Here is a 22,247-nt window from a genome sequence, read left to right on the forward strand (position 1 = left end):
AAGCTCCTATTCTTAAGCGGCGCCAGCCGTGCGTGCATGATCGCGCGCGAGCTTCGCCAATGTCGGAAAATGCCGGGCGCGTTCACGGGCGTGCGCATTGGCGGCGGTGCCGCGCATCACCCGGGCCTTGATACCGTGAAAGATCGCGGCGAGCCGAAACAGATTGAAAGCGACATAATAGTCGAAGTTCGCGATTGCCGATCGCCCAGTCCGGCGGCAATACATCGCGACATATTCATCCTGCCCCGGAATGCCGAGCTCTTGTAGGTCCGCACCGCATAACCCCGCAACGATCTCGGGCGGCATCTGGTACATCATCGCATGGTAGGCGAAATCGGCCAGTGGATGACCGAGCGTCGACAATTCCCAATCCAGCACAGCGATTACCCGCGGCTCGGTCGGATGAAAGATCATGTTGTCGATCCGAAAGTCGCCATGGACCAACGACATTTCGTCGCCGGCGGGTATATTGGCTGGCAGCCACTCGATCAGTTGATCCATGTCGGTGTTTCGGCCTGCGTCTGTTTCGTCGAGATATTGGCGGGTCCAGCGAGAAATCTGGCGCGCGAAATAGTTGCCGGACCTGCCATAGTCCTCAAGCCCTACAGCCACGGGGTCGAGCGCGTGAAGCCTGGCGATCGTCTCGTTCATCGCATCGAAGCAGGCGGCGCGATCCGCACGGGAAAGATCAGGCAGTGTCGCGTCCCAAAAGATCCGCCCCTCTACCATGTCCATGATGTAAAACCATGTGCCGATGACAGTCTCGTCCGTGCACAGAGCATGAACATGTGGCACAGGAAACCAGTTCTTCCCCAGCGCCGACAGGACACGGGCCTCCCGATCGATCGCATGGGCACCTTTCAGCAACGCGCCAGGTGGCTTGCGTCGCATCACATAGGCGCGGGTGGGCGTCGACAGCCGGTAGGTCGGGTTGGACTGCCCGCCCTTGAACTGCTGGACGGTGAGCGGCCCACAATAGCCGGGGACGTTCGACACGAGCCATGCTTCGAGCCCAACTTCGTCGAACCTGTGCTGTTCGCGCACCGGCGCCGTGCCGCTATTCTGGTCAGCCAGGTTCATCGTGCGCTTCCCAGATGATCGCGCTTGATCTTTTTGGCGAGGCTCCACTTATGTACTTCGGTCGGACCGTCATAGATCCGGAACGCCCGTATCTCCCGAAACACCTGTTCCACTATCGTATCGCGCGTGATGCCCAGGCCGCCCATTACCTGCACGCAACGATCCGCCACGAGGTACAATGATTCCGAAACAGACACTTTCGCCATCGAGCTTTCAGCGGTTCCCAGCGCGCCGGCGTCGAGAATGCCAGCGCACCAATCAATCATCAGTTCGGCCGATTTCAGGTCTATGAGATTTTCGGCGAGTTGAAAGCCTACGCCCTCATGATCGATCAACAGCTTGCCGAACGCCATCCGGCGGCAAGCGTAATCGGTGGCGATTTCCTGCGCGCGGGTCGCAGCACCGTGCCAGCGCATGCAGTGCGAAAGACGCGCGGGAGACAAGCGCATCTGCGCCAGTTTGAAACCCTCGCCCGGCGCTCCTAGCATTTGTTCGTCGGGCACGAGCAAGCCTTCGATAGCAATGACCGCATGTCCGCCCGGCATCGCACTGTCGAGCGTATCGAGAACCCGATCGATCCGGATCGCAGGGTCTGGAAGATCGACCAGGAACATGCATGCGCCTTCGTCGGCTTTGGCCATGATGATGCCGACCTTGGCGCTGCTCGCTCCGGTAATCAGGGTCTTGCGCCCCTCGATCAGCCAATGATTGCCCGCCCGGCGCGCCGTCGTACGCATCATCGATGGATCGGACCCGGCGCCATTCTCATCCGCCGGCTCCGTCATGAAGAAAGCGGAGCGAGCGTCTCCCGCTACGAGCGGGGCGAGAAAGCGACGCTTGATCTCCTCGTTCCCGGCCCGTTCGAGCAGATACATATTACCCTCGTCCGGGGCGGCCGTATTCAACGCGACGGGCCCCAGCGGAGAAAGTCCCGACGGCTTGAGGATGGCCGCCGTCTCACGTTGGGTCATGTGCGTGCCGTCGCGCGGAACATGAGGGGTCATCAATCCCGCCGCGGATGCAAGGGCGCGCAATTCTGTGACCAGGCTTTCCTCCGGCCCGTGCGCGCCGAGACGCGGATCACCCTCGAAAGGCACAATCACTTCGCGAACAAATTTTTCCACTTGTTGCGCGAGCGCCTGCGTCCGGTCCGGGTTCGAACGGTGAGCAATGGTCATCATGATATTCCCTTCGATTTCGCGTCGGCGTTCATCGCCGCTGCAGCCGCGGACCGTTGATCATCCCCTCCGATAAGCTGCTGTTGTTCAATGGATTCACGCAGGAGCACCGCTGACCGGTCAAGAGAGCGGGTATTGGCGAGGCGTTTGGCGGCATGAATCGCCGACGGACTGCGCGTCGCCACGTCGCGCGCGTAGATCAAGGCAGCCTCGAGGGGATCGGCCGCAAGATAGGTCGCAAGGCCGATCCTGACAGCTTCGTCGCCGCGCACGATCCGACCGCTGTAGAGGAGATCCCGCAGAACATCGTCACGAACACACGATGGCAGGATCGCGATGGCTGCCATGTCGGGCACCAGGCCCCATCGGATTTCAAGGAGCGCGAGACGGGCGTCGGGAGCCACGAAACGGATGTCGGCTCCGAGCGCCAGCTGAAGGCCACCGCCAAGCGCGGCGCCATGGATCGCAGCGATCACCGGAATGGGCATATTCTGCCATCCCAGCACGACATGCTGCGGCAGATTGCAGTCGTCATGGGTGCGCTCAACGAGATCGGCCGGTATCCCGTCGGGCGCATCGCCCGAGAGCATCTGGCCGAACATGGCACGGTCCAACCCCGCGCAGAATGCTGGCCCCTCGCCCGAAATGACAGCGACGCGCGCCTTGGACGCCCGTACAGCCGCGATGCAGTCTGCAAGCGCACAAAACATGTCGCGATCAAGCGCATTCCTGCGATCTGGCGACGTCAAGCGCACGTCGGCCACGGCACCCTCAACGCTGAGCGAGACCCTGGCCCGAAAGAGCATAGTCTCAGCCACGATGCGCGACGCCGGGCACCGTGTCGTAGCGCGGCACGCGCTTCTCGCGGAACGCTGCAATCCCTTCGGCAAAGTCGGAGCTTTGCGCGCAAAGCACTTGGTTGCGGTCCTCCAGCGCGATTACGGCTTCCAAGCCCGGCGCATCGATTGCGTGTTTAAGCGCCTCTTTGGTCAGCCGAAGCCCCAATGGTGTGGCGTGCAGCATATCGCGCACGAATGATTCGCCTTCTGCCGACAGTTGATCCGGCTCGACCACGCGCGCAAACAGGCCAAGATGACGGCCGCGTTCCGCGTCGATGAACCGCCCGGTGAGCATATATTCGGAGGCCACTGACGCACCCACCATCCGCGGCAGGAAGTAGCTGACACCGATGTCGCATGCGCTGAGTCCCACACGTATGAAAGCGGCGTTCATTCGTGCCGCCGACGTTGCGACGCGAACGTCCGCTGCGAGGGCAAGCGCCATGCCGCCGCCGCTTGCCGCGCCCTGCACCAACGCCACGATCGGCTGCGGGCAGCTGCGCATGGAAAGGACGATCCGGCTTATCCGCCGTTGCTCGACGATCGCGGTCCCGGTATCGGCCAGCGCGCCGGTGCGCTCCGTCAAATCAAGCCCGGCGCAAAAATTGCGGCCGTTCGCTGCCAACACCACGACGCGCAGGTCCGCCCGGCTATGCAGCAGCGTAAACATATGATTGAGCTCATCGACGAGTCTGTCGTTGAGCGCATTATGGATTTCCGGACGATTGAGCGTCACTCGCAGGATCGGGCCATCCTCGACGACCAGAAGATGCTTGTAGTCATATTCGGACATTGTCACATTCCTTGATCTTGGGATCTTTGAGACGGTCAGCGCGTCGCCCAACGAGGCGACGGCGCAGCGAGACTCTGCGTCGAGGCACGGCTCATCCTATCGTTCTGCTTGTTTCGCGTCGGGGCGGGGGAAAGCGGCTGGGCGCTTTTCGAGAAACGCGGCCACGCCTTCGCGGTGATCGGCGCCGCGCCCGGCCGTACGCTGCATATCGCGTTCCAGCGACGCCATATCGGCATGGGTCGTTTCCATCGCGCGCCAGCCAAGCGCACGGATCATGCCGAGGACCGCTGTAGGACCGGCGGCAAGTCGATCTGCCAGGTCCAGGGCGGTAGAAAGCAGGTCGTCGGGATCGACGACACGGTTGACCATTCCCCACGCATACGCCGTGTCCGCAGCCACCCGCTCTCCCAGCAGCATCATCTCCATCGCTCTGGCCCGACCGGCGCTGTGGACCAGCAGAAACGCCGATCCGCTGTCCGGCACAAGGCCGATTTGGACGAAGGGCTGCAAAAAAAAGGCCGCCCGCGATGCGATCACGAGATCGCCGGCCAGGGCGATCGCCGCGCCGCCCCCGGCCGCCGGGCCATTCACCGCGGTAAGGAACGGCACGGGGAGCGACTTCAATCGCGCCATCAAAGGATTATAGTGCGTCGCCAGCAACGCGCCGGCATCATAATGGGGCGCCGAAAAGTCGACGTCACTGTTCAGATTGGCGCCCGAGCAGAATGCACGGCCCGCACCGGTGATGACGATCGCACGGCAGTCCGCCTCCGCCTTGTCGAGGGCGATCATCAGCGCTTCGACCATGGCGGCTGAGGCCGCGTTCATGCTCGTGGGATCATTGAGACACAGCACCGCCACGTCGCCATGGCGCGCCTCGCTCACGAGTGGCCGCGCTGTCACCGCGGCGCCATGCGGATCGCCCCATCGAGACGGATCGATTCCCCGTTGAGCATAGGATTTGCGATGATCGCCCGCACCAGATCGGCATATTCATCAGGGTGGCCCAGCCGGCTCGGGAAAGGCACCTGCTGGCCAAGCGAGCGTTGCGCCTCCTCCGGCAGGCTGGCGAGCAGCGGGGTCAGGAACAGCCCTGGCGCGATGGTCATAACGCGGATGCCGGACTGGGCGAACTCGCGTGCCAGCGGGAGCGTGAGCCCCACGATGCCGCTTTTGGAAGCGCCATAGGCGCTCTGGCCGATCTGGCCGTCATAAGCCGCGACCGATGATGTGTTGACGATTACCCCGCGCTCTTCGTTCTCCGGCTCCAGTGTCATGGCCCGTGCCGCGAACTTGGAGGCGACGTTGAACGTACCGACTAGGTTGATCTCGACGATCCGCCGAAAGTCCGCGAGCGGCTGGGGCTGCCCGTTCCGGCCAACGGCGCGCGCGGGCGGCCCGATCCCGGCGCAGTTGACGAGGATGCGCGTAGCACCATGGAGTGCTTCAGCGGCGTCCAGCCCATGCGTGACGCTCGGTTCGTCTGCGACATCGACCGGAACGAACCCCCCGCCGATCTCGCGGGCGAGCTGCTCACCGCGTTCGCAGTTCAGGTCGAACAGAGTCACTTTCGCGCCAAGCCCTGCCAGCATCCGCGCAGTGGCCTCGCCCAGCCCCGATGCACCACCGGTCACGATTGCCGCATTGCCTTCGATACGCATCTGTCTCTCCTTAATTGTCCGGCGTGGCGCTGTTTTGTTTTGCGTCCGTCTTTCGGATCGATGTCCGCGCTTCCCGCCATTGATCGTCCGTCCAGCTGCGCAAGCCGGAGAAATTGCCGCCGGTCGCCTGGAAGTCACCGCCGTCGATCGCGATGACCTGCCCGTTCACATATTCCGAACCGGGGTGGAGGAGATAAACGGCGAGATTGGCAAGTTCTGGCATCCGGCCCACACGTCCGATGGGGTTTGCGCTCATGTCGGCATAGGCGTCGCTTCCTTCGCCGGGCTTGAGCCGCGCCGTCATGCCTTCAGTCGGGAAGGGGCCAGGCGCGATGGCATTGAAGCGGATGCCGCGCCCGCCCCATTCCACGCTTAGGCTTTGCGTCATGGCAGCGACCCCCGCCTTCGACATCGCCGAAGGTACGACGAAGGGCGATCCGTTCCATACCCATGTGGTAACGATCGAAACCACCGATGCGCGATCGCCCGCGGCCAACCAGCGCTTCCCACAGGCCAGCGTCGTCAAAAACGAACCGCGGAACACGATATTGGCGACCGCATCGAACCCCTTAGGGGAAAGATCCTCCGTGCGGCTGATGAAGTTGCCAGCCGCATTGTTGATAAGCCCTGTTGGCGCACGGCCTTGCCACGCACCGTCCAGCATGGCTTCGATCGAGTCCGGATCCCGGATGTCGCAGGCCAGCGGAATCACGCAACCGCCATGCGCCGCTTCCAGTTCGGCCGCCGTCGCTTCGAGAGTAGCGATCCGTCGCCCCGCAATGACCACCTGCGCGCCGAGAAGCAAGGCCGCCTCCGCCATGACGCGGCCAAGGCCCGTGCCGCCACCTGTGATGAGTATCTTCTGCCCCGCCATCAGATCAGCTCGGTACATCAGGTCTTTCAGGTCCATTCCGCTCCCCCGGATAACGGCGCGAATCGGAGCGCGCCTTGCTGAGAACGTTGTAGCATCAACTCTTTATATGACAACGTGTCATACTTTTTAAGTTCTAAAAAAAATGATAACTTATTGATATACTTGGTAATAATGAACGCCGATATTTTGCTCTGGACATTTTTGCTATTATTTAGATTATGCACTGTAGTGATTTTAACGACCGCAGGCAAAGCCGTGATCAGAGAGAGGATTTATTTTTGGGCGTTCTTCAAATTCCAAGAACGGTAGGCTTGGTCGATGACGAGCTGGCGCTGTTTGGCAAAAGCGTCGATGGCTTCCTGGACAAGCATGCGCCGCCCGAGGCAATCGCGCGCTTTCGCGAGGATGGCATCGTTCCGCGCAGCTTCTGGACAGCCGCTGCGGAAGCGGGCTTGCTCGGCCTTTCGACCCCCGAACGTTATGGCGGTATGGGCGGCGATTTTCGCCATGAGGTCGTTCTCATGGACGCGATCGGAAAGCGGGGTTTCGAGGGATGGGATGTGACGCTGCACAACGCCATCGTCGCGCCCTATATTGAAATCTACGGATCGGAGGAGCAGAAGCTGTACTGGCTTCCTCGGCTCGCATCGGGTGCATCGATCGGCGCAATAGCGATGACCGAACCAGGAACCGGGTCCGATCTCCAGGCCGTCCGGACCACCGCCCGCCGGGATGGCAACCATTATGTTGTCAACGGCTCCAAGACCTTCATCACCAATGGACAGAATGCCGACCTGATCCTCGTGGTAGCGAGAACCGCCGCCGAAGGTGCGAAAGGCATTTCGTTGATCATCATCGATACCAATGATGCCGAGGGTTTCGAACGGGGCCGCAATCTTGACAAGATCGGACGTTCTGCATCGGATACATCCGAACTATTCTTCAACGACGTACGCGTGCCGACCGCCAACCTGCTTGGGCACGAAGAAGGGCGTGGCTTCTTCCAACTCATGGAAGCGCTGCCCCAGGAGCGGTTGATCCTGGCCGTGCAGTGCGCGGCTTCGATCGAATATGTCCTTGGTCTGACGATTGATTACGTCAAGGAGCGCAAGGCCTTCGGACAAGCGGTCATCGACTTCCAGAACACCCAATTCAAGCTGGCGGAGATGAAGACAGAGGCGACAGTGGCGCGGGTGTTCGTCGACAGATGTGTCGAACTGCACCTTGAGAGAAAGCTGGACAGTGCAACCGCGTCGATGGCGAAATACTGGGTGTCGGACGTGCTAAACAAGATCTGCGACGAATGCCTCCAGTTGTTTGGCGGCTATGGCTTCATGAACGAATATCCCATCGCGCAGGCGTGGAAGGATGCCCGAGTCACGCGCATCTATGGTGGGACGAACGAAATCATGAAGGTCCTGATCGCCAGAACGCTGTAGGACACATGATGGACCTTACCACATTGTTCGACGTGCGCGACCGAACGGCCCTGGTAACAGGCGCTTCCCTCGGCATCGGCGCGATGATCGCCGAAGGCCTCGTGCGTGCCGGGGCGAAGGTCTGGATATGCTCGCGCAAAGAGGCAGATATACAGGCGACCCGTGACCGCCTTAGTGCCTGGGGGGAATGTCACGCCATCACCGCAGACCTGTCTCGCGATGAGGGGCTGGTAGCGGTCGGCGCGGCCATGGGCGAAGCGATCGATACGCTGGACATTTTGGTGAACAATGCCGGGGCGAGCTGGGCGGCGCCCATAAGCGACTTTCCCCGCTTGGGCTTCGAAAAGGTACTGAATATCAATCTGGTTGCGCCGTTTATGCTGGTGCAACGATTGCTGCCCCTGCTGCGCAAGGCTGCAAGGCCAGATCATCCCGCACGGGTCATCAATATAGCTTCGATCGACGGCATGAGACCGCCGGCACTGGACAGCTTCGCATATTCCGCGAGCAAGGCCGGCATGATCATGCTGACCAAGCATATGGCGCGGGCGCTGGCGGCAGATTCGATCACCGTCAATGCGATCGCGCCGGGCATCTTCGCCTCGCGGATGACATCCTTCTGGTTTGATGAGGCGCATCCCCATCACGTTCCGCCGCCCACGATAGCGCTGGGCGACCGGCCAGGCGCCGATGAGGATATTGTCGCCGCCGTCCTCTATCTGGCGGCGCGGTCGGGAAGCTATCTTACAGGCGTGACATTGCCGGTTGCAGGCGGAGAAGCCACGGTCAACTGACACGGTGTCCTGCGGTAATGGCAGGAGAGAGCCCGATCCGGTGTCACGGGTGCGTATCAGCGTCGTTCGCGAGACGACTGGATCAGCCGATCTTGTTCCGGACATCGCCACCGCGTCAACTGATCGTGGATTGCGGCGATCTTTAGCGAGCAGACCGTCATGACTGCCCATGAGGGCCAGCTCTCTACCTTGGTAGGGCTGGCCCTTTCTCAAAGGCGCGGCATTGTGATCCGGATGCTTATATTACATCCGCTCTATAATCGTGACATTGGCGATGCCGCCGCCCTCACACATGGTCTGCAACCCGTAGCGCTTGCCCCGCGCCTTGAGCGCATGGGTCAGCGTGGCCATCAGCTTCGTACCCGATGCGCCAAGCGGATGTCCCAGGGAAATGGCGCCGCCATTCACATTGAGCTTGGCCGGGTCGCCACCGATCTCCTTGAGCCATGCAAGAGGCACTGGAGCAAAGGCTTCGTTGACTTCGTACAGGTCGATCTCGTCGATGGTCATGCCGGCACGCTTCAAGGCACGGCGCGTAGCCTCGATCGGCTCTTCCAGCATGATGACGGGATCGCCCGCGGTGACCGTGAGGTTCACGATGCGGGCCATGGGCGTAAGGTTGTGCGCCTTGAGCGCGGCCTCATTGACCACCAATACGGCCGATGAACCATCGCATACTTGGCTTGCGTTCGCCGCTGTGATGATGCCGTCCGGCTGGATCGTTTTGACTGCCCCGATCGACTCCATCGATGCGTCGTATCGGATGCCTTCGTCGTTCACATGCAGTTCGCGGGAGCCATCTGGAAGGGTGATCTCGATCGGCACGATCTCGGATTCAAAAGCACCCGATTGCGTGGCTTCTGCTGCGCGACGATGGCTTTCGAGCGCAAAAGCGTCGAGCTGCTCCCGCGTAAAACGATATTTTTCGGCAATCATCTGCGCGCCGATGAACTGAGAAAATTCAGCAACGCCGAATTTGCTGAGGACGCGATCCGACCAAGGCGTTGCGGCCATGCCCGCCTGATGGTACAGCATGATATTAGTACCCATGGGTGTCCGGCTCATGCTCTCCACTCCCGCAGCAAGCACGATGTCCTGGGTGCCGGACATGACGGCTTGTGCCGCGAACTGAACTGCCTGTTGCGACGAGCCGCACTGGCGATCAATCGTCACAGCGGGCACTGTTTTCGGGAGCTTCGACGCCAGCACCGCATAGCGTCCCAGCGCCGTCGACTGCTCGCCGCCTTGCGTGACGCACCCCATAATGACATCTTCGATCGCAGCAGGGTCGATGCCCGAGCGATCGACAATGGCATTGAGAGCTTCGGCTGCCAGTTCCGCCGAATGCCAGTCGGCCAGTCGGCCATTCCGTCGTCCACCCGCAGTACGCACCGCTTCAACAATATAGGCTGCAGTCATCATAGGCTCCTTCAAAATTGCTCATTGCACCGGCGTGGTGCGTTTGACGGGGATTTCGTCACGGACTATCCTGCAAGCCCGCTTTGCCGTGGGCCTGCACCGACGCTCGGCGCGCATCGATCGACACTGGATCGACAGCTTCATTGTGCGTCGTCGCCCGCTCCGCCTCCATGGCCAGGCCGTCGGACAGGGTGACCGCGTAACCATCATCGATAAGGCGCGTGTAGGACCGGAGCACATCCGCAGGCTGAGCGAGAAGGTGTTGCGCCAGCCCGGTCGCGACGGCGAGCAGTTGGCCTGGTGCAACGACCTCTGCAACAAGTCCCCAGTCCGCGGCCTGCGCGGCGGACACATAGCGGCCGGTCAACGACATCTGCTTCGCGCGGTAAGGCCCGATGGCCCGGCTCAGCTTCTGTGACAGACCCCATCCAGGCATGGCACCGACCTTGACGTGCGTATCAGCGAACCGAGCATAATCGCTGGCGATCAGAATGTCGCACGCCAAAGCAAGTTCGAAACCACCGGTCACGGCCGCGCCGTTGACGGCGCCAATCACGACGCCTTCAAAGCGCTCAATGGCGGCAACGGGGCTGTGACTGGATACGCTACTCAACGCACGGCTGTCGGTGGCTGCTTCGCCTAGATCAAGTCCGGCGCAGAAGGCCCGGCCTGCGCCCGTGAGTACGACCACCCGCACACCGTCCCTCTGCAAGGTGCCAAACGCATCAATCAGCAAGATGCGCAGATCCCAGGACAAGGCGTTCATTACCGCCGGCCGGTTCAACGTCACTATGGCCAGCCCTGCCTGGGGTCTATCAATGCGCAGTTGTGGCTGCGCTGCTTCTGCGCCCGCCCCCCAATCTTTTCTATGATCAGCAGCCATTGATCAACATCCGCTTTTGACAGGAAACCAAGCGCTGCCCGTCAGCATCACAGTTGCCCCGCCCGAACCAGATGCCGTCACGGATCGGAACGGAAATGCGACGGCCAATGTGCCGAATATCCAATAAGGAATTCCAGGGCTTCATGTCCTCATCCTGTTATCGCTACTGCTCACTTGATGGAGACTTCTTCATCCAAGTCTTAAACCCGCATAATGGACAATCTACAAGCCCTTGAATCCTTTATTACTATAGTAATGGACCTGTTAAATTATTTAAAAAATTCTCCCGGCAGCCAACGGCCGCGGTAAACTTCGTCTAGAAAGGAATCAAGAAAGATGACTACTATCTAGAAACCAAAAAACTATCGCATTTACGCTAAAAGAAGATATGGCCGATCCACTCGGCCGTCATGGCTGGCTTATCGCTACCCTCGATCTCGACAGTAAGAGCGGTAACTTCTTGCCACTGGCCAGGGCGCTTTTCGATCAGTGCCAGAAGCGTGAAATGTCCCCGCACGCGCTTGCCTGAGTGCACCGGCGCCAGAAACCGCACCTTGTTTCCGCCATAGTTAACGCCCATCCGCACCCCCTCTATGGCCGGAATGGGTGCCCTTTCCATCAACAAGGGCATGAGCGACAGCGTCAGAAATCCATGGGCGATCGTTCCACCGAACGGCGTCTGTGCTGCCCGCACCGGATCAACGTGAATGAACTGGTGGTCACCGGTGGCGTCTGCGAAGCGGTCGATCATCTGCTGCGTAACTTCAACCCAATCCGAAGTGACGGCCTGTCCGACCTGCGCTGCGCGTTCCTGAATGCTAATCATCGTCACCGTCTCTCTTCATCTACAGGAATGTCGTCGGGCCGCGCCGACCGCAGAACAGCACGCCCTTCTCAGAACACATGTCAGAGCCAAGCTGGCGCGGTGTCCAGCGGGGTACGGTCGTTGTGCGCTAGCAAGTCGAGTATCGGCCCGACACGGGGCAGTTCATAACTGTAAAAGTAGCGAGCAGCCTGCAGTTTGCCTTCATAGAAGTCGCCGGACAGGCCCTTTGCGACCAAAAATTGTTCCAGCCACACCCAGGCGATCACGAGATGGCCGAAAGCCTCCAGATACAGGCTGGCGTTCGCCAGTGTCGCTTCCGCCGATCCTGCCGCATGAAGCGTTTTCGTAACCGCGATGATGCGCCCAAGGATCACCGAAAGCGCCTCGGCATAGATTGCGCCATCCCCTCCGACAGCGACAGCCCGGTCGATCGTATGCTCCACCCGCGCCGTAAACAGCGCAAGCGCCTTGCCGTGCGCCATCACCACCTTGCGACCCAGCAGGTCGATCGCCTGAATGCCGTGCGTGCCTTCATGGATCGGATTGAGGCGCTGGTCGCGGTAGAACTGCTCTACCTTGAAGTCGCGGGTGTAGCCATAGCCACCGTGGACCTGAATTGCGAGGTCGTTCGCGACTAGGCAGAATTGGGAGGGCCAGCTCTTCGCAACCGGCGTAAGCAGGTCGAGCAGAAGGTTGGCTTCAGCGCGTGCGGCGTCTTCGGAAGCCGACGCGGCTTCGTCCACCAGTCGGGCGCACCACAGGTTGAATGCCAGCGCGCCCTCTACAATTGCCTTTTGCGCCAGCAGCATCCGCCGCACATCGGCATGGTGGGTGAGCGGCAACTGCGGCGTGGTGGGATTCTTGTCGTCGGGCGAACGGCCTTGCAACCGGTTGCGGGCATAATCCAGCGCATGCAGATAGCCGGTGTAGCCGAGTGACGCGGCGCCTGTGCCGACCGCGATGCGGGCCTCATTCATCATGAAGAACATGCATGCCAGACCCTGGTGCGGCTCGCCGACGAGATAGCCGATCGCGCCGGGACGATCTGCCGGTGTGAAGCGCCCCTCGCCGAAGTTCAGCAGCGTGTTGGTCGTCGCCCGATATCCCATCTTGTGGTTCAAGCCCGCCAGCGCGACATCGTTACGCGCGCCGGGGTCGCCATTCTCGTCAAGTATGAATTTGGGGACGATGAAAAGCGATATGCCCTTTACGCCGGGGGGGCCGCCAGGAATGCGTGCGAGTAGCAGGTGTATGATGTTTTCGGAGAAGTTTTGCTCGCCACCGGACGTCCACATCTTGTTGCCAGACAGGCGATAGGTGCCATCCGGCTGTGGCTCCGCACGGGTGGCGACATCCGACAGCGACGATCCCGCTTGGGGCTCTGACAAGCACATCGTGCCGTAAAAGCGGCCAGCGAGCATCGGCGTTGCGTAAAGGGCGATCTGTTCTTCCGTCCCGTGATGAACGAGCAGATTGGCGGCAGCCATTGTAAGAAACGCATATCCCGTCGCCGGTCCGTTGGCTGCCGTGAACCAGGCGAATGCGGCCCGTTCGATGGTCGCAGGCAACTGCATCCCGCCGCGCTCGATCGATTGCCCCGCTGACATCAGTCCTGTTTCGGCAAAGGCGTTCAGTGCCTTGCCGATCTCAGGCAGACAATGAACGGTTTCGCCATCGAAATGCGGTTCGATACGGTCGCCCGCCTGATAGCAGGGGGCGAACAGGTCAGTCGCCATCGCTTCGCAGGTGTCGAGCACCTGGTCGAACGTCTGCCGGTCATGATGCTCGAAAAACGGCCGCTCGGTCAGCGTCTCGACCTTCAACCATTCATACAGGATGAAGTCGAGATCGCGCCGGGATAGGATCAGCGACATGGCATGATCTCCAATCTTAGCACAAGATGCCGGCACGGCGGAAGAATTTCCCGCTTTGCCCATCAACATTCGAATAGGCCTGCTGGCCCTCCCCATCCGAGATCGCGTCCCACTGTTCACGCACCTTCTCCACCGACGGCGGCGTTTCGCCGAAATAGACGCCTTCGGTTTCATAGATGCGCGCGAGCGACATGACCCCCGCCCCGGCGCTCAATATGCTGCCGGTGGGCGCGTCGCGGGATGCAAGATAGAGGACGCCGGGAGTGACGAAGCCAGGAGCAATCCGCGCCATAATTTCCGGGGTCGCCAATCCTTCCGTCATGCGGGTCGCGGCGACAGGCGCGATGGCATTGACCCGGACATCGTTCTTTGCACCCTCGATCTTGAGGGTGTTCATCAAACCGATTACCGCAAGTTTCGCGGCACCGTAGTTCGCTTGGCCAAAGTTGCCATAAAGCCCCGAACCCGACGTTGCGAACACGATGCGGCCATAATTTTGCGCGCGCATGATGTCCCAGACCGCCTTGACGGGTTTCACCGTCCCCATCAGATGAACGTCGAGCACGGACGTAAAATCCGCGATGCTCATCTTGGTCAGGCTGCTGTCGCGCAGGATGCCCGCATTGGCGATGAGGACGTCGATGCGGCCCCAGGCGGCCATCGTCTGGTCCACCATCCCTGCGACACCGGCATCGTCCGTGACCGAGGCCCCGTTGACCATAGCCTCCCCACCTGCCGCGCGGATTTCCGCCACCACCGCTTCGGCAGCTATGGATGAGCCGCCCGTGCCATCGACAGAACCGCCAAGGTCGTTGACGACGACCTTGGCACCGCGCGCCGCCAGACCCAGGGCATATTCGCGCCCCAATCCTCCGCCCGCGCCGGTAACGATCGCAACCTGTCCGTCGAACCTGATGTCTTCCATGTTCCGCTTCTTTCCGTTGAAGGTAGCGCCAAGTGGGCGAGGCGCGTTTTAGGCAGCCGCCCTGCGGGGTTTGCCAAGAATATTATCTGCGATGATCCGCTGCTGGATTTCAGAACTTCCCTCGAAAATTTTGGTGAGCCGCGCATCGCGCCAGTAGCGTTCGACGGGATGAAGAGTAGTATATCCAGCCCCGCCCAAAATCTGGAGCGCCTCCGTCGTTACGCGTTCCGCCATTTCAGCCGCGAACAGCTTGACCATCGCGGCTTCGCGGTCGCACCGTCGGCCACTGTCGATCGCGTCCGCGACATAATACATCAACTGCCGCGCCGCCTCGATTTCCGTCGCCATCGTCGCAATCTTGAAACGCACGGACTGGAAGTCGGCGATCGGTTGGCCAAATTGCACACGCTCTTGCGCATAGGCGGTCGCATGATCAAATGCCCCCTGGGCACATCCGATCGACCGCGCGGCGGTGTGCGCGCGCGCCATCTCCAATCCGCTGGCGATTTCGTAGAAAGCCCGCCCCTCTTCATACGGCTGCACGGCGGCTGGTGTGCGAGCATTATCGAAGGCAAGTTCCCACGTCTTCCAACCGAAATATCCGATCTTGGGGATCGGGGTTCCCGCGGTATCTGCCGGAAGCTGGCCCCTAGGCTTTTCAATGACGATCTGCGACAAACCGTGTTGCGGCTTGCCGAAGCCATCCGACGTTCGGCAAACCACGGAGAGGAAGTCGGCGCCGTCGGCGAAGGTGCACCAGTATTTGGCCCCGCTGATGGCCCAGTCGTCGCCGTCCCGGACAGCCCGACAGGTAATGCCCGACACGTCGGAGCCAACACCGGGTTCCGACATCGCGAGTGCGCCGAGATATTTTCCGGCAGCCATCAGTTCCGTTTTGTGCCGCCGGTCCTCGGCGTCCATCGCCGGAATCGACCGGTAGAAGCTGTTTCCGCGCGCCATCAGGCTGGATACGCTGAGCCACCCGCGCGCCAATTCTTCCGCCACCAGACAATATTCGAACGCGCCAAGGCCAAGCCCGCCCAGATCGGCAGGAATAACGATCCCGAAGAAGCCGAGGTCGCCCATCGTTTCGACGAGATCTGCGGGAATGTTCCCACGTTCTGGATCCAGCCGATTTGCGGCTGGCAGCACGACCTCGTCGCTGAAACGCCGTGCCACCTCTTGGATCATGAGCCGTTCGTCGGATGCATATGCCCCGGAAAGCATGTTCATATCACATGCCTATCAGATCGGCTTTGTCGAGCGTGTTGCGCACCAGCCGCAACACGGCGACATCGATCATGACACCATCGACCTGCACCGCGCCTAGGCCCTGCGCTTCGGCTTCGCGATACGCCGCTTCCATCTTGCGGGCACGGATGACTTCTTCCGCGTCCGGGGAGAAGATGTCCAGCGCCGGAGCGATCTGGGAAGGATGGATTGCCCACTTGCCGACCATGCCGAGCGAACGCGCCTTGGTCGCTTCGCGCCGATAGCCTTCCTCATTGGCGAAATTGCCGTAGGGACCATCGATCGCATCTAGGCCCGCAGCCCGCGCCGCCATGGTGATCTGGAACCGGGGATAGTGGAAGATGTCACCCGGGTAGGTGCCAGTGTCGCCGATGTCCTTCGTGTCAATGCCCTGCGATCCCGAATAGTCGCCCATCCCGAAAATCAACGCTTCGAGCCGATCGGATGCGCGAGAAATCGCTTCCACATTCTGGAGTGCCTGGACCTCTTCGATCAACACTTCGATGCCGATCGTCTTTTGCAGTTTCAGCTTTTTCTCCAGCTGGCCCAGCAACCTGTCTAGGAACACCACGTCGGCCGCGGTGTAGGGCTTGGTCAACATGATCGTATCAATGTTCGCGCCCGCCCCCTCGACAAGTTCGATGATGTCGCCGTGGCACCATTCGGTCGTGACGTCGTTGATCCGCACACAGCGGGTCTTCTTGCCCCAGTCGAGAGTGTTGAGCGCATTGACGATCTTGGCACGCGCAGCAACCTTCGCGCTCGGTGCAACTGCGTCCTCCAGATCGCAGAATACATGGTCCGCCGCAGAACCGGCTGCCTTGGCCAGCATTTTTTCGGAACTGCCCGGCACGGACAACTGGCTTCGGCGAAGACGTTTGGGACGTGAGGATATAGTCATTAGAGCTCCGCTTCTATGGTGGATGCAGCAGCCCCGGACGCGATCAGTAGGTCGATATCTTCCCGACTGAATCCGGCAGCCACGAGTTCCTCAATTGTGTGTTCACCGAGCAGGGGCGCCCTGCGGTGGATACCGCCTGGCGTCCCGGTCATCTTGATAGGGATGCCCGCCACCTTCGTAGATCTTGCCATCCCGGCGCCGGCGACTTCCACGATCATCTCGCGCGCCGCGGCGTGGGGATCCGCCATGATCTCGGCAACGTCCAAGACGGGCGCGAACGGTATCTTGCCGCCGAGCCTTGTCATGAGTTCGCTACGTGTGAACTGGGACGTATATGCGGAAATAAGGGGCACCAACGCAGCGCGATGAGCCGTACGGTCCAGCCTATTCAAGAAACGGCCGTCGGCCGGAAGGTCGATGATGTCGAGAAGCTTGCAGAATATGCCGAAGAAAACATCATCATGCGCCGCTACGGTGATATGTCCATCAGATGCTGGGAAGACGCCGAACGGGCACAAGAACGGGTGATGGTTGCCGTCCGGTGCCGGAATGATTTTCTCAACGGAGTTCTGCCAAATCGTACGTTCGCAAATGGCAAGCACGGCATCCACCATCGACACATCGACGAACTGCCCCTCCCCGGTTCGCCGGGCATTATGGACTGCGGACAAGACACCGAATGCCAACATCATGCCAGGTATCAGGTCGCCAACGCCGGGTCCGACTTTGGTGGGCGGCCCGCCAAGAGGACCCGTGATGGCCATGATCCCGCCCATTGCCTGTGCGACCACATCAAAAGCAGGCCATTCGCCATAGGGCGAAGCGCCGGTGCGTGGATCACCAAAGCCACGCAGCGCGCCATATACCAGCTTGGGGTTAACCGCACGCAACGTCTCATAACTCAGGCCCAGTCGATCCATGACGCCCGCCCGAAAATTCTCCACTAAGGCATCGGCGTCCTTAACGAGGGCAAGAAGAGCCTGCCGCCCTTGCTCCGTTTTCAGATTCAGACTGATGCTCCGCTTGTTGCGGTTGACGCTCTGAAAATAACCGTTCAGCAGCTTTTCCTGGTCGTCTGCATGATACGGACCGGCGACCCGGGTCATGTCCCCGCCATTGACGGATTCGACCTTGATCACATCTGCGCCGTGATCAGCGAGAATCATGGTGCCAAAGGGCCCGGCGAGCATCTGCGTCAGATCCAGCACGCGGATGTCGGACAGGGCGCCGAATGCAGGCGGACGTTCCTGGCTCATCGCCAACCCCAATGACTTCTGCGTTTGATCACCGCTATCCGTTCGATCTCCACGCACACTTCATCGCGCTGATTCACCCCCCAATGTTTAAAGCGGATAATGCCTGCATCATCGCGGTCTGCGTTCTCGACCGACAGTACCTCGGAATAGGCGTATAATGTGTCGCCATGCGTAACCGGGCGCGTCAGCTTGACCTTGTCGAGACCGATTTCCTCCAGCGCGTTTTCGCAGCAGTCTTGCGTCGATAATCCCAGAACGAGAGAGAAGTTTACCCCGCCATATGAAAGGATGCTGCCAAATGGCGTCGCCGCCATCTTGTGATCATTAAAATGGCCTTCGGCTGAATTGAGCACCAGATTGGTGATGAGAACATTGTCCAGCGGCGTGATGGTCTTGCCGCGCGCATGCTTCAGCACATCACCTACGCGGAAATCCTCAAAGTAGTTGTCCGCCGAGGTTAGCGAAGAAAGCTTCATGCCGCTTCTCCAATATTGCGCCGGCGCACGAGATTCGATCGCCTGAAACTGACCAGTTCCAACCCGGCTTCATCATATCCCGTGGTTTGCCACGTAACGATTCCGTTCGCGGGATTGCTCGATGAAACACGCGCATCGAGCGTCTTGCTCCGCGCTACGATAGTCGTGCCCGCGTACGCGGGGCGTACATAGGTGAGATCGAAAACGCCCAAAAAAGGCCCCCCGATCTCGCTGAGATCCTCAACGCTCAGCCCGAGGACGACATTGAACAGCAAATGCGGATTGATCACGATATCCGGATGGCCGTGCGCCTTGGCGTACTCGGCGTTCAAGTACAAAGGATTGAATATCAACAACAGGCTACAAAACAAAGAGTTTTCAGCCGCAGAAACTGTTTTTCCCCAATGATGATTCCATGCCTGCCCTACCTCAAAGTCCTCGAACAAATGTCCTCGATCCCTGAATACAGCCCGCTCTCGGAAATCCTCTTCCATTAAAACTACCTCTCCTTATCGTACATGTCTTATACAGGAGCAATCTACGTCATGATAGAAGAGTTCTCGCCGTTATATCCTCCATTACATAGGTATTATTGCGATCGCGCATCAGCAGGTTGCACATGGACATATGGTTCTGCCACTTCGTGTTCAGGCGATATTGAGAGGCCCGAAAGATCGCCTTTCTCACGCCAATCGTTCAGCAATGCGAAATAAGCTGCGGGACCGTCGCCATACCGGCCGCCTTGGAAAAGGTCAGCGCTGGTTTTCGCCTTGCCTTCATTATTATAATATCCCGGCGTGCATTCCGCATAGAACTGGAACTGCGCTTGATTTTTGGGTGACGTGCGAATGCCTTCAGCCCATGCAGCGGCCGCTTCGCGCTCCGACTCAACCGTCGCGGCATTGCGATCCCGCGCTGTTTTGAGGATATAGCCGATGTGACGCGATTGTTCGTCGAGAAGGTGGACGGCGTTGACCGCCGCTGTGGTTTGCGGATTGCCGCCCATAAAAAACAGGTTCGGAAAGTTGTCGGTGGACAAACCGTGCAGCGTCCGGACGCCGTCCTTCCAATGTTGGCTGAGTGGCAAGCCGCCGCGGCCGAAAATCTCGAACCCGGTAAGATGCGTGTACGATATCCCTGCTTCAAAACCTGTTGCGAACACGACGCAATCGACGTCGAACGCTTCGCCGTTGACGACGATGCCCGTTTCCGTGAACGCCTCGACGCCCTGGCCGAACGTGTCGATCAGATGCACGTTCGGTCTGTTGAACGTCGCCAGATAATCATCGTGGAAGCAGGGGCGCTTGCAGGCCCAGCGGTACCAGGGCTTGAGTTTTTCCGCCGTGTCAGGATCCTCGACAACCTCGCTAATGCGATCGCGCAGTTCATTCATCACCTTGAAGTCAGCCAGTTCGGCCGCGTAGGCGATTTCCTCCGACGAGGGTTCTCGGCCGAGATGACCGGCAAGGTCAGAGGGCTTAGGCGGAACGATCATTTGTGCGAACTTTGTCCAGCCATCTTTCACCAAGTCCACATCAGGTGCTGCGCCTGCCATCAGACTGGTGAAGTTGGACATCCGGTCACGCTGCCAACCCGGTTTCTGCGATTTGGCCCAGTCCGAGTCGATGTCCGCGTTGGCCCTTACCCCGACCGACGAAGGCGTACGCTGAAAGACATAGAGTTCCTTGGACCACTCACCCAGATGCGGCACGATCTGAATAGCGGTCGCCCCGGTTCCAACAATGGCGACGCGCTTATCCTTCAGGCCGGTGAGGTGCCCCGTTGAGTCACCCTGCGTATAATCATAGTCCCAGCGGCTCGAATGGAACATATGCCCCTTGAAGGTCGATATGCCACGGATACCTGGCAATTTTGGAAGGCTTTGGCGGCCGCACGCCAGGACGACGTAGGAAGCAGTCAGCTTATCGCCCCGATTGGTCGCGACGTGCCATTGTTTTTCGCCTTTGCTCCACCTCAAGTCGGCGATCGTCGTCTTGAATAGCGCCTTGTCATAGAGGCCGTATTTCGATCCTATATTACGGCAATGCTCAAGTATTTCTGGCTGAACAGCATATTTGTGCTTTGGAACATATTCCATTTCTTCAAGAAGAGGGAGATATAGCAGCGATTCTATATCGCACATCGCACCGGGATAGCGGTTCCAATACCAGGTGCCGCCAAAGTCTCCCGCTTCTTCGATCAGCCTCACATCCGTGATGCCCGCCTCGCGGAGCCTCGCGCCCATCAGAAGTCCGCCAAAGCCCCCGCCGACGACGATCACTTCGGTGTGATCGGAAACAGGGGCGCGCGCGAAATCCGCGTCGGCCCAAGGATCGGCGGCGAAATGCGAAAGCCCTTCGGCGGCTTCGAAATACTGCCCATTGCCTTCCGGCTTCACCCGACGATCGCGTTCTGCGCGATACCGGGCACGCAAGATGGCGACGTCGAAATCGACGTCCATCATCTTATCTATTTGCATCATGGCTGCATCCGTCATCAGCTTCCTCTCGGTGACTGCCGATCCACGCCGGCAATCCGTTATCTCGGCCTGCCATTACGGCTAGGACAATTTACAGTTTGCTCCGGTGTGTAAATGCATTGCGCTTTCGGGCATCCGGATCACCCCGTAATAGAACAGAGTTCGCGCGCTATAAGTCAATGCCGCAAAGGGAATACAGAAGCTTATGCGGCTTCATTAGGGGCTTTATTACGATAGGAATATTATGATTGAGCTGCATGCGCCAGCAACATTGCCCATTGCTGTCCAACGTGCAATTCTACCGCTGTGATGCCTGGGCGTCGCGCGGATACAAGGAAGCGAACTGCTGCAGGGTCGCTATGCACAGCGCCTTCTTATCTGCAAGCCGTTCCAATGGCATTCCGCAAGCCACGGCCATCGGCGATCCATCCATCGGCGACGAGAGCGCGAATGCGATCGTCCCAAAACCTTCCGTTACGTCGCCAGCCGTCTCACCATAACCTCGCTGGCGTGTCATGTGCATGATATCCATGAACGCGAGCAACGGGATCTGTCGGGAGGCATCCGGCTCTTCGGCGTTACACCGGCGAACCCAGCCGGCGATTTCGGCATCGGATTTGAGACTAAGCAATATCCGCCCCACAGCTGAGCGCAGAAGGGGCCGCATCAGCCCCGAGGCGACGAGCAGGCGATCGGGCCGGTCCGCTTCGTTCACCAGAATATACTGCGCTCGCGATGCGTTCTGGACCCCGATCATGAGCGTTTCACCGAGTGTAGGCTGAAGCAGCTTGAGCTGTTTGGCCATATCGCCCGACGTATCGAGCCGGTTTTGAATCCAGCTTCCCAGCAACATGATCCGCAACGTCGGAACGAATTTTCGCGCGTTCTGGTCGTAATGGAGATAACCCATATCGGCCAGATTTCGCAGCAGCACACTAACACTTGGCTGCGGAATGTTGAGACCGAGCGTGATTTCACCCACGGATAGAGGCTGCATCCGATCCGAAAACAGTTCAAAAACCTGCATCGCGCGTTGCGCTGATTTGTTTAGCCTCAGATTGGACATCTTTTTCCTAGCAGATGGCATTGCTGAATTGAGTAACTCTGTTGAACGAGCACGACCTTTTGAAGATGGGGTTTGCTCCTGCATCGAACTAGCCGACATCGGACGCGACAAGACATATTCCATAAGGAATGAATGACGCAACCTTGCCATCTTCGGTTGCCCAATCCCAGGTGAAAGCGTCACATTCAAATCGCCGGGCAACGATCCGGACGATCTGCACGCACACCGCTCAG

At 59.6% G+C, this 22,247-nt stretch carries 21 protein-coding genes; 2 read left to right on the forward strand and 19 right to left on the reverse strand.

Translation table 11 applies throughout. The features are described 5' to 3' along the window. Nucleotides 1-12: 12 nt before the first annotated feature. From K9B33_RS04910 to K9B33_RS04940, 7 genes are all read right to left on the reverse strand, one after another. Nucleotides 13-1,080 (reverse strand): phosphotransferase, encoded by a 1,068-nt coding sequence (locus K9B33_RS04910; protein WP_224547109.1) that lies wholly within the window; start codon nt 1,078-1,080, stop codon nt 13-15. Beyond that, nucleotides 1,077-2,261 carry an acyl-CoA dehydrogenase family protein gene (locus K9B33_RS04915; protein WP_224547112.1) on the reverse strand — a complete coding sequence of 395 codons (1,185 nt, stop codon included), beginning with the start codon at nt 2,259-2,261 and terminating at the stop codon, nt 1,077-1,079. Before K9B33_RS04915 ends, K9B33_RS04910 begins: the two co-directional genes overlap by 4 nt. Then, a complete protein-coding gene (locus K9B33_RS04920) occupies nt 2,258-3,064 on the reverse strand; it encodes a crotonase/enoyl-CoA hydratase family protein (RefSeq protein WP_224547114.1) in 807 nt (268 codons plus the stop codon). Before K9B33_RS04920 ends, K9B33_RS04915 begins: the two co-directional genes overlap by 4 nt. Before the next feature lie 4 nt (nt 3,065-3,068). Continuing rightward, on the reverse strand, nt 3,069-3,890 hold the full coding sequence (locus tag K9B33_RS04925) for an enoyl-CoA hydratase/isomerase family protein (RefSeq protein WP_224547116.1): 822 nt from the start codon (nt 3,888-3,890) through the stop codon (nt 3,069-3,071). A 96-nt stretch (nt 3,891-3,986) separates the two neighbouring features. Next, the gene (locus K9B33_RS04930; protein ID WP_224547118.1) at nt 3,987-4,793 is read right to left on the reverse strand and encodes an enoyl-CoA hydratase-related protein; all 807 of its coding nucleotides are present in this window, start codon (nt 4,791-4,793) and stop codon (nt 3,987-3,989) included. Beyond that, nucleotides 4,790-5,551: an SDR family NAD(P)-dependent oxidoreductase gene (locus K9B33_RS04935; RefSeq protein WP_224547120.1), complete on the reverse strand. Its 762-nt coding sequence runs from the start codon at nt 5,549-5,551 to the stop codon at nt 4,790-4,792. Before K9B33_RS04935 ends, K9B33_RS04930 begins: the two co-directional genes overlap by 4 nt. Before the next feature lie 10 nt (nt 5,552-5,561). Continuing rightward, nucleotides 5,562-6,461 (reverse strand): SDR family oxidoreductase, encoded by a 900-nt coding sequence (locus tag K9B33_RS04940; protein WP_224547122.1) that lies wholly within the window; start codon nt 6,459-6,461, stop codon nt 5,562-5,564. Between the two features lie 275 nt (nt 6,462-6,736). Here K9B33_RS04940 and K9B33_RS04945 point away from each other — a divergent pair, with 275 nt between their 5' ends. Both K9B33_RS04945 and K9B33_RS04950 read left to right on the forward strand, forming a co-directional pair. Next, nucleotides 6,737-7,864, forward strand: coding sequence for an acyl-CoA dehydrogenase family protein (locus K9B33_RS04945; RefSeq protein ID WP_318011081.1), 1,128 nt, complete (start codon nt 6,737-6,739; stop codon nt 7,862-7,864). Nucleotides 7,865-7,869: 5 nt separating this feature from the next. Next, the gene (locus K9B33_RS04950; protein ID WP_224547127.1) at nt 7,870-8,658 is read left to right on the forward strand and encodes an SDR family NAD(P)-dependent oxidoreductase; all 789 of its coding nucleotides are present in this window, start codon (nt 7,870-7,872) and stop codon (nt 8,656-8,658) included. A 243-nt stretch (nt 8,659-8,901) separates the two neighbouring features. On the opposite strand, the gene K9B33_RS04955 is transcribed toward K9B33_RS04950, so the two are convergent. From K9B33_RS04955 to K9B33_RS05010, 12 genes are all read right to left on the reverse strand, one after another. Further along, on the reverse strand, nt 8,902-10,077 hold the full coding sequence (locus K9B33_RS04955) for an acetyl-CoA C-acetyltransferase (protein ID WP_224547412.1): 1,176 nt from the start codon (nt 10,075-10,077) through the stop codon (nt 8,902-8,904). A gap of 58 nt (nt 10,078-10,135) precedes the next feature. After that, nucleotides 10,136-10,960, reverse strand: coding sequence for an enoyl-CoA hydratase (locus tag K9B33_RS04960; protein WP_224547129.1), 825 nt, complete (start codon nt 10,958-10,960; stop codon nt 10,136-10,138). Between the two features lie 376 nt (nt 10,961-11,336). After that, on the reverse strand, nt 11,337-11,786 hold the full coding sequence (locus tag K9B33_RS04965) for a MaoC family dehydratase (RefSeq protein ID WP_224547131.1): 450 nt from the start codon (nt 11,784-11,786) through the stop codon (nt 11,337-11,339). 80 nt (nt 11,787-11,866) lie between these two features. Further along, a complete protein-coding gene (locus K9B33_RS04970; protein WP_224547132.1) occupies nt 11,867-13,660 on the reverse strand; it encodes an acyl-CoA dehydrogenase in 1,794 nt (597 codons plus the stop codon). Between the two features lie 16 nt (nt 13,661-13,676). Further along, nucleotides 13,677-14,585, reverse strand: a complete 909-nt coding sequence (locus tag K9B33_RS04975) for an SDR family NAD(P)-dependent oxidoreductase (RefSeq protein WP_224547133.1) — start codon at nt 14,583-14,585, stop codon at nt 13,677-13,679. Between the two features lie 48 nt (nt 14,586-14,633). After that, entirely contained in the window at nt 14,634-15,818 is a 1,185-nt protein-coding gene (locus K9B33_RS04980; RefSeq protein WP_224547134.1) for an acyl-CoA dehydrogenase family protein, read from the reverse strand. 1 nt (nt 15,819) lies between these two features. Continuing rightward, nucleotides 15,820-16,737 carry an HpcH/HpaI aldolase/citrate lyase family protein gene (locus K9B33_RS04985; protein WP_224547135.1) on the reverse strand — a complete coding sequence of 306 codons (918 nt, stop codon included), beginning with the start codon at nt 16,735-16,737 and terminating at the stop codon, nt 15,820-15,822. After that, on the reverse strand, nt 16,737-17,993 hold the full coding sequence (locus K9B33_RS04990) for a CaiB/BaiF CoA transferase family protein (protein WP_224547136.1): 1,257 nt from the start codon (nt 17,991-17,993) through the stop codon (nt 16,737-16,739). The genes K9B33_RS04985 and K9B33_RS04990 overlap by 1 nt, the downstream gene beginning before the upstream one ends. After that, a complete protein-coding gene (locus K9B33_RS04995) occupies nt 17,990-18,469 on the reverse strand; it encodes a MaoC family dehydratase (protein ID WP_224547137.1) in 480 nt (159 codons plus the stop codon). Before K9B33_RS04995 ends, K9B33_RS04990 begins: the two co-directional genes overlap by 4 nt. Continuing rightward, the gene (locus K9B33_RS05000; protein WP_224547138.1) at nt 18,466-18,963 is read right to left on the reverse strand and encodes a MaoC family dehydratase; all 498 of its coding nucleotides are present in this window, start codon (nt 18,961-18,963) and stop codon (nt 18,466-18,468) included. The genes K9B33_RS04995 and K9B33_RS05000 overlap by 4 nt, the downstream gene beginning before the upstream one ends. A gap of 95 nt (nt 18,964-19,058) precedes the next feature. After that, nucleotides 19,059-20,966 (reverse strand): flavin-containing monooxygenase, encoded by a 1,908-nt coding sequence (locus K9B33_RS05005; RefSeq protein ID WP_224547139.1) that lies wholly within the window; start codon nt 20,964-20,966, stop codon nt 19,059-19,061. A gap of 280 nt (nt 20,967-21,246) precedes the next feature. Beyond that, the gene (locus K9B33_RS05010) at nt 21,247-22,014 is read right to left on the reverse strand and encodes an IclR family transcriptional regulator (RefSeq protein ID WP_224547140.1); all 768 of its coding nucleotides are present in this window, start codon (nt 22,012-22,014) and stop codon (nt 21,247-21,249) included. Between the last annotated feature and the right edge of the window lie 233 nt (nt 22,015-22,247).

This window comes from Sphingobium sp. 3R8, from assembly GCF_020166615.1.
GTDB classification, from domain to species: domain Bacteria; phylum Pseudomonadota; class Alphaproteobacteria; order Sphingomonadales; family Sphingomonadaceae; genus Sphingobium; species Sphingobium bisphenolicum.